Consider the following 14,541-nt stretch of genomic DNA (forward strand, 5'->3'; position numbering starts at 1 on the left):
ATGGGAGCTTTTTTATTATGTAACTTTTAGTTTGATTACTTTGCTGCTGGAGCTGCTTCTGATTTTGTTTCTTCAGCTGGAGCTTGTGCTGGAGCTGTTGTATCAGAGTTAAGTGGAGCTGCAATTGGTGCTGCACTATCAAGAAGTGACTTAGACTCTTTACCTGATTGAATCTTCGCTAGAAGAATACAATTACCTAGGAAAAGAACTGTAAGAACAACTGTGATTTTACTTAGGATATTACCTTGTTGGCTACCTGTGAATACGGCTTCTGAAGCACCACCTAGAAGACCTGCTTCCGCACCTTTACCAAATTGTAGAAGAACTACGATGATTAGAAGTACTGAAACAACACCGTGAAAAATCATTAAACCAGTAACCATAATTTATTTCCTTTCAATATAAATAGATAAATTAACAACAATTTATATCAACACATCGAGGCCATGACAAGTATTGTCTATGACCTGATGAGTTATAAATATTGAAACTGATCGTTTATTTAGTTTGGACAACCTGTGAAGATCTGCTTTTCTAGATTAAAAAGATAGCAGTCGCGCTTCTTGTAAGCATTTCTAAAGAATTGAGGTGCTGCTTTTGCGACGGCCTTTCTAACTTTGTAGATCTCTGGCCAAGTAAGAGAAACGGGCATCTTTGTGTGAAGATAGATATTTCCATTATAAGGTTTTGCAACACGGTCCCAAGCTTCCTGAGTCGGCTTATCATCCTCGTCTCTGTTTAAGAACCAAAGGTTATCAAATTCACCTTTAAAGTCTTTAAAGAGCTGAGCGAAAGTTTCACCTTTGTAAGTGAACATATTATCAAACTGAGTGAGCTCCGCTGTTTCTGAAATATTGTATGAACCACTCATTAACTTTGTTTTTGAGAAATCATTCTCATCATAGTCAAAGATCATGTATTTATGGTGATTCAATGCCCAGTGGCGTGGAGATGGTGCGTGAGAATAGTACTTAATTCTTACTGGTGCGACCTTATTCTTATTTCCAGGAAGTTTCTTCCAATTATAAACAAAGTAAGGAGTCATCTCTTTTGATTTTGTGCTTGTTTTATATTCTTGATTGTCGGCAACAATCTTAACGTCGACACCTCTTTTAACTGCATCTAGAAGTGCATCAGCAACTTCTTTGATAACAAGGTGATTAACATTAACAAGAATATTCTTTTGCGATTCATTGATTAGCTTAATCATGGCATCTCGAACTAGCCATGTCTTTTGTCCATTTACTTTACGAGCAGTCATCTTGATATAGCGTCCCTGAAGGTAGCTCTTAGATGATGGCTTTAGGTTTGTGTATTTAAAGTTCATTGAACTTGAAACAAAGGAAGGATTCTCTTCTTCATTTGGATCATTCTTTAAACTTTCAAGATCAAGAGATGCTAGGTTTTCTTCTTGTGTTTCTGAAGTGTAGATATCTTTTCCCGAGTTCCATAGAAACTTGAACTCACGATTTAAAGTATTGATTGTTAGGCGACCTTCTTGTGAAGAGTCATTGTTGAAAATAAAATTCTCAGAGTAGCGAGATTTGGCACCACCTGAAAGATTGGCACTTGAGTTGAAGGCCCATTTATCATCTACAATGGAGAACTTCTCATGCATTTTTTTGTAAGCAAACTTTACACCACAACCAGCATCTTCGATTGCTGTTGCGTAATCATTAACTCGAGAGTTATTTCTAAGGTTAGGGTGGAGGACAACTTTTACGTCAACACCTGATAAGCATGCGACTTCTAAACTCTTTGCAACTTTTGAATCCGACCAGCTGTAGACAGTTAGCCAAACCTTTTCTTTTGAACCATCGATTGCTGAGTATATCTGATTAAATGCTTCCTCTCCTTGGTGCGGTGAGAAGAGCGCCCAAAAGCTTGCCCCAGCGAAGATATTACTTGCAATTAGTGTCGTAAATAGCAGTTTTTTCATTCAGTCTCCCTTCAGATTTGAGCATTGTGTATCCCACGCAATGCGAAATGAGAAGGTTGTAAGAAATTATTTCAATAAAAAAAATGGTCAGAAAGTGATATCAGCAACTTAAATGGATTATTACTTTGACCTTCGGCAATCCCTTATTTACCATTTTCATATGGGAAGACTTAAGAGACTTTGGCCATGGCTGGCCTGTGCTGCAACGGTATTTTCGATTTCTGGAAATAGCTTTGCAAGTAGTTTAAAAATTACAACATTTAACTTACGTTGGTATGGACTGGGAGGAGAGATCTCAGGACAAAGATCTGACGAGTATCGTGATCCTTTTATTACAGAGTTTCTAAGTACGAAGTATATCAATACTGATATTTTTCTCTTTCAAGAAGTCATCGACACAGAAAGATTAGGGCAATTAATGAATGGCCTTGGTCACCATTGTGTTTCATATCGTCATGAGCAATTCAATCACCAGCATCTTATGATCTGTTTAAAAAAGTCTCTAGATATCGTTCCTGAAAAAGGTGATGACGACTATACTTATCCACTTATGGAAAACCGTCCTTACTTAAGACCGGCCCTTTATGGACAAGTTATTGATCGTTATTCAAAGAAGCCATTAATTCACTTAGTCGGCCTCCACCTAAAGGCCGGGCCTAGCTCGATAGATGCGCGCCTTGAGCAAGTTAATAATTTAAATAAGAGAGTTCTCGAGTATCGCCAAAACAATCTTCCTGTTGTTATTGCAGGGGACTTAAATACATATCGTAATTCTCGTTATGAAGACAAGGAGTCTGACCTCGTTGTTCTAGGAGATGCCTTTAAGTCAATTGATGTGACGAGAAGAACTAGTGACTACGATTATACTTATCGTAATGGTGGCTCTGGAAATGTTTTTGATCACTTCTACGTATCTGATAAGACTGAAACAAAGTATGTCGAAATTTGGCGTGCTTGTGGTGGAAGTAGCCGCAATACAAAGAGATTAGAAAATCTCTCTTGGTATCAACGCTTTATTTCTGACCACTGTCCAGTCTCACTAAGAGTTGATATACAATAGTAAGCTTAATTGTTGGTAAATTTTAACATTTGAATTTAACTTTAATTAGGCCTTAGTGTTCATTTTTTTATGCTAATTTCTCAGGCATGAAAGCTTTAATTATTTTGTCACTCTCTGTCCTGACGTTTGTATCTGCGCATTTTACATATGCGCAAGATGTAAAACCAAATGTCGTATTACTAACATCTCTTGAAACACCTCGTATTTGGTACAAGCCTAAAGGCTGGAAGATTGATCCAAAACTTGAAAAAATCTTCAAGAAGCACTTTGATAAGTCTGGCTACAATATTGTCGTCAAACATAGTGTGGACTTTCACGAGCTACGTCGCCAGCTGCACAACCCAAATAATATTGCTGTGTTCTGGGCATCCCATGCGGCCGGTACAAGTCAGAATACAACAGGTTCAAATAATATGGGAGCTGTTTTAAGTATTAACGGAAAAGACGTAAAGGACCTTTTCAAGTCCGTGCATCCAAATATTCGCTACCTTGGGCTTGTTGGATGTGATGCTGAGGGAATCCTTAATGAGATCTCACGGGAAGGACACTATCGTTATAATCCAAACTTAATCACTCATTCATTCACAAAGAAAATTGATGCACGTAAGGGCCTTAAGAAATCTCTTAAAGCATCAGTAGGACAACTTGGTTATACAAAGAAGAGATTATTCTTCCTTAGGAAGAAGTCACTAATCTTTCGCCATGATTTCTATGGAAGAGAAGATCTCTTAAAAGTTAATAACTACTTTCATTGTGCAAAAGAGAATGGCTATCTTGTCAAAGGTGTTCGCACACTTACTCAGGACTCAATGGAAGTAGCAATTACTAATTCTCAGGGGATTCTAAAGATTCTTCCTGCAGCTAAAGCAGGGGATCGACAAGAGTTTCAATTCTACTTACCGTATCATCCAGAGTTTGCTCGTCGTGATATGAAGATCAATGTTGATAGTCTTATTTATTTTGGTGAAGAAAGAAAATATTTAGGTGAGTTTGAGTTTGAAACAGATTGGGGAACAGACTGGCGTGTCTTTGCTAAGCCCGACGGAACGGTCTTAGGAGTTACTAAAAATCTATACTTACCAAGGGGAAGTTTGCCATCAATTGATGATGTTCAGACTTACAAGGAATTAAGTTGTAACGATACTGAAGAAATGAAAGTTCACGTTTATTAATTAAGCGTGAAGACCCATGTAGCTGTCCGCTTGTAGGGCAGCACCACCAACAAGGCCTCCATCAATGTCTAGGCATGATAGGAGGTCTTCTACATTTGAAGGCTTAACAGATCCACCATAGAGAATCGAAGTTTTGTCTCCATCGATTTCTAAACTTTCATTGATGTATTTTCTAATGAAGGCATGAGTTTCTTGTGCTTGCTCAGGAGTGGCGGTTACACCAGTTCCAATGGCCCATACTGGCTCATAGGCAATGATGATTTTGTCACTCTTAATACCAGCAAGACCTAGGCGAAGTTGCTCTGAGAGTACTTCTTCGACCTTACCAGCTTCTCTTTGCTCAAGAGTTTCACCGATACAAAAAATTACTGTTAGGTCATTTGAAAGAGCGATTTTTGTTTTTGCATTTAGAGTTGCATCATCTTCATTGTAGATTGAGCGGCGCTCAGAGTGACCAATGATCACAAAGTGGGCACCGATGTCCTTTAGTGAAGCAGGAGAGATTTCTCCTGTAAAGGCTCCGCTATTTTCTGTTGCGCAGTTTTGGGCACCAATCTTAAAGTCGTCAGTATTTTGAAGACAAATAGGGATGTGGATTGCTTGTGGAGCAATCCATGCTTCGTGACGAAGTTTAGAGCTGTCGATAGCATCAAAGAAGGCGATAACGTCTTCTGTGTTCTGATTCATCTTCCAGTTTCCTACGATATACTTCGTTCTCTCAGTCATATTTACATCCCTTTTAATTGTTTAAGTTTTATTCAACACCAAATTTTAGAGCACTAATTCCTGGAAGGCTGCCTTTCTCGATAAACTCAAGAGAAGCACCACCACCAGTTGAAACGTGACTCATCTTGCTTGCAAGTCCTGATTTGTTTACGGCACTTACCGAGTCTCCACCACCAACAAGAGTGTAGGCATCTGACTCACTTAAAGCTTCAGCGATTGCAAAAGTACCCTTGGCATAATCTTCATTTTCAAAAATTCCCATTGGCCCATTCCAAAGAATCGTCTTTGCTTCACGAAGAAGTGAGCTATACTTTGCAATTGTTTGTTCTCCAATATCTAGTCCCATCTTTCCATCTGGAATACCAACTTTATCAACTGCCTCTGGCCTTCCACCAAATTCACTTGAAACAACGTGGTCAATTGGAAGAACAATTTTGTGTGCAGTACTTTGAGAGAAGATTTTCTTTGCTAGACTTACGTCTTCATCAGAGCAAAGAGAAGTTCCAACTTCATTTCCTTTTGCTTTTAGGAAAGGGTAGGCCATAGCACCACCGATTAAAAGACTTGATACACTTGAAAGTAATCTTTCAATGATCTTGATTTTATCACTTACTTTTGCACCACCAACTACTGCAACAAATGGAGTTTCAGGTCTTTGCGTAATTTTCGAAAGAGCTGCGATTTCTTTTTTCATAAGAAGGCCAGCGTAAGCATGGTTCTTAAAGAATGCGTTGATTTCATAAGTTGAAGCGTGTTTTCTGTGAGCAGCACCGAATGCATCGTTTACATAGATATCTGCGTATTCAGAAAGTTTACGGGCAAACTCGCGATCATTTTGTGTTTCTTCTTTGTGAAAACGAAGGTTTTCAAGAAGAATGATCTTGTTAGAGTTTAATGTTAAAAGAGTTTTAATTCCTCGATCAAGACATGATTCAGTTAGCGTAACTTCTTCACCAAGTTTATCTGCAAGATATGTTGCAACTGGCTCAAGAGAGAAGTCTGGATTCACTTGTCCTTTTGGGCGACCAAGGTGAGACATCATAATTAGCTTAGATGCACCTTTGTCTAGAATTAGCTTGATCGTTTCAAGAGCATTATCAATTCTTGTTGTATCAGTAATCTCTTTAGTTTCTTTATCTAGAGGTACATTGAAATCAAAACGAACAAGAACTTTCTTGTCTTTGATTTGTGAATCATCAATGCTGTCAATAAATTGTAATGCCATAGTTTTTCCTAATTTACTTTTTAAGTATTAAAGTTGGCTACCGATGAAGCCTGCAAGATCAATTACTCTGTTAGAGAAACCAGCTTCGTTATCATACCAAGTAACAACTTTCACACTCTTCTTATCAATTACTTTTGTCAGAGGAGCGTCTACACATGAAGACTCTCTCATGCCCATAAAATCAACAGAAACTAGTGGTTCATCTTCAAATCCAAGGATACCTTTCATTGAAGTTTCACTTGCTTCTTTAAGAGCTGCGTTTACTTCTTCTTCAGTTACTTCTGTTTCAAGATTAACTGTAAGGTCAACTAGAGAAACGTTCGGAGTTGGAACGCGAATTGCGAAACCATCAAGCTTTCCTTTTAGTTCAGGAATAACAAGACCAACCGCTTTAGCTGCACCAGTTGTTGTTGGGATCATTGAAACCGCTGCTGCACGAGCACGACGAAGGTCAGAGTGTGAAGCATCTAGGATATTTTGATCACCTGTATAAGAGTGAACAGTTGTCATGTGACCATTTGTAATTCCAAACTTATCGTGAAGGACTTTAGCAACTGGAGATAGACAGTTAGTTGTACAAGATGCATTTGAAACAACTGTGTGTTTTTCAGCATCATAAGTATTCTCATTGATACCCATAACGATTGTGTTATCAACGTCTTTACCTGGACAACAAAGGATAACTTTTTTAACTGTTCCAGTTACGTGCTTCATGAGAGATTTTTGGTCTTTAAAAACACCTGTTGCATCAATTACGATATCAACTTTATCTTGTGTCCAAGGAATTTCACTTGGATCTCTATACTTATGAAAAGAAATCTCTTTTCCGTTAACATGCATTTTGTGTGATTCATCGACACTTACTTCACCGTTGAAACGTCCAAATACTGAATCGTATTTAATTAGGTGAACGTAGTCATTGATATCTCCTGGTGAGTTAACTGCAACGACTTCTAAGTTTTCAATATTGCGGTTAAAGATTTCTCTAAGAACTGTACGACCAATACGGCCCATACCATTAATACCAACGCGGATCTTTCCAGACATACCTGACTCCTGTGCTTAATTATTAAAAAAAATACCCCTGTAATATGCCACAAACGAGAGAGATTGCCTACCTAAAGCACATATTTCTAAGAGGATGCGACGTTTTTGCTCACTGCCCAAAAAATAGCTGAACAAGCTATAATTTTACTAATGCAGACAAGTTCAAAAATGCCATCAAATATCATTCACTATAAATCCAAAGCGGATTACGAGAATGGAATCAAGAGTGAAGCCTCTGTGCCTGAAAAGCTTGTTAAGGATGCAACTAAAGTTGTGGAGAAAACTGCCAAGGTTGCCGAAGCTGCTGCCAAGACATCAATATCAACAGATGCTCTTGCTATTGCTCAAGCCGGAAAGAAACTTGCCGTGGATGCCGTGACAACAATTGCTAAGTCAGCTGTTAATGCACCAGAGGAGAGTAGTGAAGTTAAGAAGATTCAGCCGGTAAAGGAATTACTACCAATTAATAAGCCTGCAATTTTCTTTTTAGAAGGACTTCATCTTTCAACTCTTAGCTCTAAAGGTGGCCTTGAAGATATCGCTAAATCTTTTAGCGATGGAGAGTTTGTAAGTTGGAATGATGAAGATAAGGTTTTTGAGGATGTTCTTAGGCGACCTAAGGATCAACCAATTATCCTAGTTGGTCACTCCCTTGGAGGTGATGCGGTCGTGAACTTGGCCAATCGACTCAACAGTGCAGAGGCCGGTTTTAGAGAGGTGAATCTTCTTGTGACTCTCGATTCGGTAGGCTTTGATAATGATATCATTCCGAAGAATGTAAAAAAGAATCTCAATTTTATGCTGGATCGTTCTTTTATTTTCAATGATGGGCCTAATGTTGCTCGTGATTTTAAGACAACAGATGTGATCAATATTTTAAGGCCAGAGGGTCACACGAAGATAGATGAAGCAGCCGATGTGCATCGCGAAATTTTTCAAGAAATTACCCAGGTTTTAGATCAGAACTACTTGGCCAAGAGAAAGCAACAACTTGCGGGCCTCTATCGCGCTTTCTATGAGATGAATCAGCAAAATAACTCGTAATCCTTTCTAGTCTTTATCAACTCATTATGCTATGAAGTGTCATGCTAAAATATGTTATGATCCTTTGCATTGTTTTCTCTAGCTCTTGCTTTGCAATTGTTGGGGGAGAAGCTGTGAGTAAAGGTGAATATCAGAGTGTCGTGGCCCTTGTTAGGCTTGGGCGTCCCTTTTGCACAGGGGTTGCCCTAACTCCAATGCATATTCTTACTGCAGCTCATTGTCTTGAGAATAAAAATTTCAAATCAATTCGCGTCTATATTGGTGAAGGCAAGTCTATGACGGCGTCAACAAGAGAGAATCTTGATGCCCAATATAGCGTCACTGGAATAGAGCTACACCCGAGCTTAAAGTTTAAATACCCAAATGGGCCGCTGGCCGATCTAGCAAGTTTGAAAACAGTTGATCTTGCTGTTCTAACAGTCGATTTACCTTTGAGGATTAAAAAGTTTTACTCTCTTCTTACTGACCCAAGAGAAGTATTGGCCAAGATTATTCCAGGTGGAGTGACAACTGCTGTTGGATTTGGATACACAGGCGAAATCGGTTTCATGCCAATGGACTCAGCTCATGCCAATATTATTTATGGGCAAAAGAGGGTTGCCGATATCCCAATCTTTGAAGCATTTTTCAATGAAGTCGATATGAGAAATAAGCAAACAGATACTTGCTATATCGATAGTGGTGGACCTGTTTTTGTAGATGTTAATGGAGAAAAGAAAATTGCGGCCGTTGTTTCTGCTTCTTTTGGTTTTTGTGCTGAAGGAAAGTATGCCACTTTATATTCTCTGGCCTATCACTCTGCTTGTTGGCTTAAGAAGGTAACAGGAATCTCTGATGAGTTTACTGACTTCCACTGTGGGCGAAATATTAAAATTGCGCAAGAATGCTTTGGTATCAAAAACGAAAAAGACCTCTTAAGTTGTGCCGATAAATACTCAGACGAAATCCTTCGTAGCTATCCTTAGTCATTTAAATCAATGACTTACAATCGAGTGTTATTTTATTAACCATTTATAAAGAAATATGTGAATTAAGTCACCTTAACTGCGTGTTATAATTGCGCGATGGAAACGATAAAGAAGCTTTATGAGCATAAGAAGAAGGTATGTCACGATACAGAAATAAAACCTGAGATGATTGAGGATTTTGTCGAAGAGGCCCTCAATATAATTTTACCAGGTTCTGTCAGGATGCAATTTTTAAATTATGAAGACTTCGAGTTGTATTTCAATCGTCACCTTAATAGTACAGATCAAATTTTAAATCACTTAAAGCTTGATAGTGAAGTTAGGCTCAAGCTTATCGAAAATTACAGTTTGGAATTACTTACGCTTGCAAAAAAGATTGAAGTTGATGCGACAGCACTAATGGAAGGAGACCCTGCTGCAAAAAATATCTGTGAAGTTGTTCTATGCTATCCCGGGCTCTTTGCCATTGCCTCTTATCGATTGGCCCATTTCTTCTACGGGAAATCTTTAACAATCTTTCCTCGTATGATTGCAGAATACGCCCATAATAAGACAGGAATCGATATTCACCCAGGAGCTAAGATTGGGGAATCATTCTTTATTGATCATGGAACAGGGGTTGTTATTGGAGAGACTGCTATAATCGGTAATCGGGTAAAGATTTATCAAGGGGTAACCTTAGGAGCTTTATCCGTCAGTAAGGAATTAGAGAATACGAAGCGCCATCCTACAATTGAGGATGATTGCGTGATCTATGCACACGCAACAATTCTTGGAGGAAAGACTGTAATAGGTGAAGGCTCAACGATTGGTGGGAATGTCTGGCTAACACAAAGTGTGAAGAAAAAATCAATTGTTTATCATAAAAGCGAAGTTCACTTAGATGTGAAGGATCGACAATTTAGTACCGAGGAGCTTACATATGAAATTTAATAATATTTTGGACACCGTTGGAAATACACCTCTCGTTAAAATTAATCGTCTCTTTCCCGAGGCCAATAAGAAAAATATTACAATCTATGCAAAGCTTGAACGTGCAAATCCAGGTGGATCAATCAAAGATCGAATTGCGAAGAGAATGATTGAAGATGCGCAAAAGAAGGGGCTTGTGAAAGATGGAACAGTTATCGTTGAGCCTACTTCTGGAAATACTGGAGTCGGATTGGCCATGGCCTGTGCAGTTCTAGGTTATCGACTAATCATTACGATGCCTGAGAGTATGAGCTTAGAAAGAAGACGTTTAATGGCCTTATTTGGAGCTGAGTTAGTACTCACTCCCAAAGAAAAGGGAATGAAGGGAGCAATAGAGAAGGCCCAAGAGATTTGTGATCAAGAGTCTAACTCGTGGATGCCAATGCAATTTGATAACCCATCAAATGTTGATGTTCATCGAGATACAACGGCAAAAGAAATTTTAGAAGATATTGATGGTAGCATTGATTATCTTATTACTGGTGTTGGAACAGGTGGCCATATAACTGGAGTTTCAGAGGTCTTAAAAGAGAAATTTAGCTCTTTAAAAGTTATTGCGGTAGAGCCTAGTGATTCACCTGTTCTATCGGGTGGTGATCCTGGTCCTCATCCTATTCAAGGAATAGGAGCAGGATTTGTTCCTAGTGTTCTTAAGCGTGAGCTACTGGATGAAGTGGTCACAATAACAAAAGATGAAGCTTTTGAGTTTACTAGAAGTACAGCTCGCTTAGAAGGAATTCTTTTGGGAATTTCAAGTGGAGCATCTCTCGCGGCAGTCGCTAAGAAAATAAGCGAGATGCCTGAAGGCTCAACTGTGCTAACTTTTTGCTACGACACAGGTGAGCGCTATCTATCAACTGAGGGATTATTTTAATTTAAAGAATAGATTTTCGGCGTTGCTATTGGCAACGTCGATTAATTTTTGGGCATCTATTTCTTTATGAGTTGCAATGAAGTCTGCAACACATGGAAGATAGAATGGGGCATTTTCACGTCCTCTAAAAGGTACTGGAGTAAGATAAGGAGAGTCTGTTTCAAGAAGCATTTGCTCAATAGGAACGATATCTAAAACATCGCGAACATTACTAGCATTTTTGAAAGTCACAATTCCATTAAATCCAATGTGAAACCCTTCACTTAAACAAAACTCAGCAAGCTCGATACCTGAAGTAAAAGAATGGATCACTCCTTTTCTTTTAAGTGTTGTTGAGAAGTTCTTTAAGATGGCCTTTGTGTCTTCATCCGCTTCACGTGTGTGAATAACAACAGGAAGGTCACTATCACATGCAATTTGTAATTGTTTTTCAAAAGCTTCTTTTTGGATATTTGGGTCTGAGAACTCGTAGTAGTAATCAAGTCCAATCTCGCCAACAGCAACAATTTTAGGATTTGCTAAACTATCTTCTATTTCTTGATAAGTTTCTTCTGTAATATGCTTGGCCTCATGAGGGTGAATCCCTTGAGTACCGTAGACAATTTCATTGGCCGTTAACTCTCTCACTTTTTTTAGATTTTCAGGAGAGACCGCAATTGTCACAACTTTATTAACACCATATTCTTGGCATTTTTCTAGTGTATCAATTAATTTTTGGCCTTTGAGGTAGTCGAGATGACAGTGGGTCTCGATCGGACCCACTGTATATTTAGGAATAATTCTTTCTTTTTTTTTACTCATTAGTTTTTAGCTTTATTCTCTTTTAATAGGTGATCCATAATTGCAGTATAGTCACTTAATGGCCTTACACCTTCAATTTTTACACCATTAATTAGCTGAGTTGGTGTCGATTGTACATTAAAAGAATTGGCCTGAGCGATCATATCCACAACGGCCTGCTTTGTTTCAGGCTTTGCCATACATTCAGTTACTCCAAACTCTTTTGCTTTGTTGCTAATCCACTCAGCAGTTAGGTTTGATTGATTTTCAAAAATAGCATCGTGAACAGATTTGAATTTTTGAGGCCCAACACAACTTGCAAGGTATGCCGCTTCACATGCTAGCTGGTGAAGAGGTCCACTCATTCCAGCATTACAATTGTGATCAAGTGGATAGAAGAAGTACTGAATATTAATCTTTCCTTCGTATTTCTTTTCAATTGTAGGAAGTACTAAGTTAAGAGCATTACACGCTGGACATTGAAAGTCTGAAAAGACTGACATTTGAATTGGCGCATCTTTAAAATCTTCTGAAGAAGAAGCTAGACGGTAAGGAGAAGCTTTCGCCGGAGTTCCTAAGTTATTTAGATTCTTAAACATTGCAACGATTTGTGCATTTCTTGCAGTCGAATTTTCAACTTTTGAATTTGTAAAACCATAAGCGACAGAACCACTGATAACCATAGAGATTGCAGCTGTTGCAAAGAATTTTGCATCAAAATCACGATCCGCTTTGTATTGAAACATCATGGCCAGTCCAATCCAAGAAGCTACATAGTAAAGTGTACAGAATGGACATAGAGTTCCAAGCATTACTAAAGAGTAGATAAATAGGACAAGACATCCAATACCATTTAATAGAAGTAGAAGAAATAAACTTCCTTCGGCTCTTTTGCTATCAACCATATAAAAAAGCATAACCATGGCACCCATAACAATTCCAAAGACGGAAATTGGAACACCTGCGATATTTGATAGAGGTGAAAGAGTTGCTGCATCACATGTTAAGAATGAGTTGATATTACATGCAGAAGCAGAACCAAAACCTACAGGAAATTTAACTTGGTAGTAGTGGTTAGTTAGATAAATTGAGAGAATAAACATCGCAAGACCTGCGACAAAAAATAAAACTCTCTTGTTAAAACTTAGGCGATTTAAAAAACTATCAGTCATATTTTAATTCCTTTTTAAAATATTATAATTTCTCTTAGTTGTTTGATTTCTTCTAAAGCTATTATAATTGAGATTTTCAAATGTGCATATATTGGTAGATATGACATGTGCATTTGGAAATTTTTTTGCAATTTGTGCCCTTAATTCCATCTCTAAGTTGAACGTTAACTTGCCTTCTATCACGGCAAATGCTTGGGAGTTAGGAAAAATTTGTTTAAATTCTTCGCTAACCTCATAATTTAGAGCACTTATGTGTGGACCAATAAGGATAATTTCAGGTTCAATTTCTTTAATTTCGTCGTTTAAGATAATTTGTTCAGCTAGGCCGCGCCAACCGGCATGAATATTAGCAACTCCCGATTTACCAATAACTACTATGGGTAAGCAATCAGCGGTCTTAATTGCTAGTGGACGCTCAAGTTTGAGACCAGATATTATGGCATCAGCTTCATTATTGTTAGAAGCAGGGGTGCCGACCACAATAGAGGAGTGAATTTGCTTTACTTCATCAAAATCAAAATCAGGTCGGTCATCATATACTTCGAAGAGATAATCTGAAATTTTCTTCTGATAAAGTAGTTTAGCCAAGTCTACTCCGCTTCCGACTCAAGAAAGTCGAGGACTTCTTGAAAGATTGGTGGAGGTGGTTCTTCAAAAAATAATTTCTCTTTTGTCATCGGGTGAGTGAAGCCAAGAATTTTTGCATGTAAAAAAGGATGCTCGTAATCTTTAATAATGGCCTTAAGGCGATTATCAACTCGTAAGAGGTCATTCTTAGGCACGCCATAAAGAGGGTCCATAAGAATGGGAGCATTGAGAAGCTGACTTAGATGAACACGAATTTGATGTGTGCGTCCTGTTTCAAGCTTAAGCTCAACATGGCTTAGATTTTGGTAATATTTTAGTACTTTATAATTAGTGATTGAATTTTTACCTGTGCGAACATTAACGGCCATTTTTAAGCGATTATTTGGGTGGCGGCCGATAGTAGACTCTAGTCTTCCTTCCGGAGCAAGCTTAGTGCTTACACTGATACATTCATAGTAACGATCAATATCGTGGGCCTGAAAGAGTTTTACAAGTTCTTCGTGGCACTTTTGATTCTTCGCCACAACCATTACACCACTTGTTCCCTTATCAAGACGGTGAACAATTCCTGGACGCTTTTCATCACCAACTCCTTGAATGTCTTTACAGTGATGAAGGATTGCGTTGACAAGAGTTCCTGTGTAATTTCCCGGTGCTGGGTGAGTCACCATTCCAACAGGTTTTACGACAATAGCAAGGTGCTCGTCTTCAAATAAAATTTTAAGTGGAATGTCTTCTGCTTTGGCAGTGGATTCTCTTGGGGGAGGTATATCAATCAGAACTTCCGTGCCTACTGCAGGCATTTTCTTTAGTTCAATTTTTACATTAGAAGTAATGGAGCCTTTTTTAAAAAGCTCCTTTAAGAAACTTCGTGATTGCTCAAGTTTACTAGCGAGGACTTGATCGAGTCGAGTAAACTCATCATGGTCTTCTTGGGTGATCTTAATAATAAACTTAGAATTTTGATCACTCAT

Annotated in this window: 15 protein-coding genes; 6 read left to right on the forward strand and 9 right to left on the reverse strand. The window is 38.4% G+C overall.

What is annotated here, in order from left to right:
• Positions 1 to 35 precede the first annotated feature (35 nt).
• Positions 36 to 383: a preprotein translocase subunit SecG gene (gene secG / locus ABMA76_RS01445; RefSeq protein WP_392910247.1), complete on the reverse strand. Its 348-nt coding sequence runs from the start codon at positions 381 to 383 to the stop codon at positions 36 to 38.
• 119 nt (positions 384 to 502) lie between these two features.
• On the reverse strand, positions 503 to 1,939 hold the full coding sequence (locus ABMA76_RS01450) for a phosphatidylserine/phosphatidylglycerophosphate/cardiolipin synthase family protein (protein ID WP_392910245.1): 1,437 nt from the start codon (positions 1,937 to 1,939) through the stop codon (positions 503 to 505).
• Positions 1,940 to 2,099: 160 nt separating this feature from the next.
• Between ABMA76_RS01450 and ABMA76_RS01455 the strand changes: the two genes are divergently transcribed.
• Positions 2,100 to 2,999 (forward strand): endonuclease/exonuclease/phosphatase family protein, encoded by a 900-nt coding sequence (locus ABMA76_RS01455; protein WP_393060698.1) that lies wholly within the window; start codon positions 2,100 to 2,102, stop codon positions 2,997 to 2,999.
• An 86-nt stretch (positions 3,000 to 3,085) separates the two neighbouring features.
• A complete protein-coding gene (locus tag ABMA76_RS01460; protein WP_392910241.1) occupies positions 3,086 to 4,171 on the forward strand; it encodes a hypothetical protein in 1,086 nt (361 codons plus the stop codon).
• On the opposite strand, the gene tpiA is transcribed toward ABMA76_RS01460, so the two are convergent.
• From tpiA to gap, 3 genes are read right to left on the reverse strand one after another with little or no spacing between them, the layout of a single operon-like run.
• Positions 4,172 to 4,897, reverse strand: a complete 726-nt coding sequence (tpiA, locus tag ABMA76_RS01465) for a triose-phosphate isomerase (protein WP_392910239.1) — start codon at positions 4,895 to 4,897, stop codon at positions 4,172 to 4,174.
• 28 nt (positions 4,898 to 4,925) lie between these two features.
• Positions 4,926 to 6,122 carry a phosphoglycerate kinase gene (locus ABMA76_RS01470; protein WP_392910237.1) on the reverse strand — a complete coding sequence of 399 codons (1,197 nt, stop codon included), beginning with the start codon at positions 6,120 to 6,122 and terminating at the stop codon, positions 4,926 to 4,928.
• Between the two features lie 27 nt (positions 6,123 to 6,149).
• Positions 6,150 to 7,169 (reverse strand): type I glyceraldehyde-3-phosphate dehydrogenase, encoded by a 1,020-nt coding sequence (gene gap, locus ABMA76_RS01475; protein ID WP_393060700.1) that lies wholly within the window; start codon positions 7,167 to 7,169, stop codon positions 6,150 to 6,152.
• A 150-nt stretch (positions 7,170 to 7,319) separates the two neighbouring features.
• Here gap and ABMA76_RS01480 point away from each other — a divergent pair, with 150 nt between their 5' ends.
• The 4 genes from ABMA76_RS01480 to cysK all read left to right on the forward strand — a co-directional run bounded on the left by ABMA76_RS01480 (position 7,320) and on the right by cysK (position 11,027).
• Positions 7,320 to 8,213, forward strand: coding sequence for a hypothetical protein (locus ABMA76_RS01480; RefSeq protein WP_393060702.1), 894 nt, complete (start codon positions 7,320 to 7,322; stop codon positions 8,211 to 8,213).
• A 56-nt stretch (positions 8,214 to 8,269) separates the two neighbouring features.
• Positions 8,270 to 9,178: a S1 family peptidase gene (locus ABMA76_RS01485; protein WP_393061045.1), complete on the forward strand. Its 909-nt coding sequence runs from the start codon at positions 8,270 to 8,272 to the stop codon at positions 9,176 to 9,178.
• Positions 9,179 to 9,277: 99 nt separating this feature from the next.
• Positions 9,278 to 10,114, forward strand: coding sequence for a serine O-acetyltransferase EpsC (epsC, locus tag ABMA76_RS01490; RefSeq protein ID WP_393060704.1), 837 nt, complete (start codon positions 9,278 to 9,280; stop codon positions 10,112 to 10,114).
• Complete coding sequence (gene cysK, locus ABMA76_RS01495) at positions 10,104 to 11,027, forward strand: cysteine synthase A (RefSeq protein WP_393060706.1); 924 nt, start codon at positions 10,104 to 10,106, stop codon at positions 11,025 to 11,027. Before epsC ends, cysK begins: the two co-directional genes overlap by 11 nt.
• Here the strand turns inward: cysK and ABMA76_RS01500 are convergent.
• The 4 genes from ABMA76_RS01500 to ABMA76_RS01515 are packed head-to-tail and all read right to left on the reverse strand — an operon-like array spanning position 11,019 to position 14,541.
• Positions 11,019 to 11,828 (reverse strand): TatD family hydrolase, encoded by an 810-nt coding sequence (locus tag ABMA76_RS01500; RefSeq protein WP_393060708.1) that lies wholly within the window; start codon positions 11,826 to 11,828, stop codon positions 11,019 to 11,021. The two genes, cysK and ABMA76_RS01500, sit on opposite strands and share 9 nt — an antisense overlap.
• Positions 11,828 to 12,979 (reverse strand): thioredoxin domain-containing protein, encoded by a 1,152-nt coding sequence (locus ABMA76_RS01505; RefSeq protein ID WP_392910227.1) that lies wholly within the window; start codon positions 12,977 to 12,979, stop codon positions 11,828 to 11,830. Before ABMA76_RS01505 ends, ABMA76_RS01500 begins: the two co-directional genes overlap by 1 nt.
• Positions 12,980 to 12,982: 3 nt before the next feature.
• A complete protein-coding gene (locus ABMA76_RS01510; RefSeq protein ID WP_392910225.1) occupies positions 12,983 to 13,567 on the reverse strand; it encodes a polyphenol oxidase family protein in 585 nt (194 codons plus the stop codon).
• Positions 13,568 to 13,569: 2 nt separating this feature from the next.
• Positions 13,570 to 14,541 (reverse strand): RluA family pseudouridine synthase, encoded by a 972-nt coding sequence (locus ABMA76_RS01515; protein ID WP_392910222.1) that lies wholly within the window; start codon positions 14,539 to 14,541, stop codon positions 13,570 to 13,572.

The sequence above is a fragment of the Halobacteriovorax sp. ZH5_bin.2 genome (assembly GCF_043196375.1).
In the GTDB taxonomy this organism is placed as follows: domain Bacteria; phylum Bdellovibrionota; class Bacteriovoracia; order Bacteriovoracales; family Bacteriovoracaceae; genus Halobacteriovorax_A.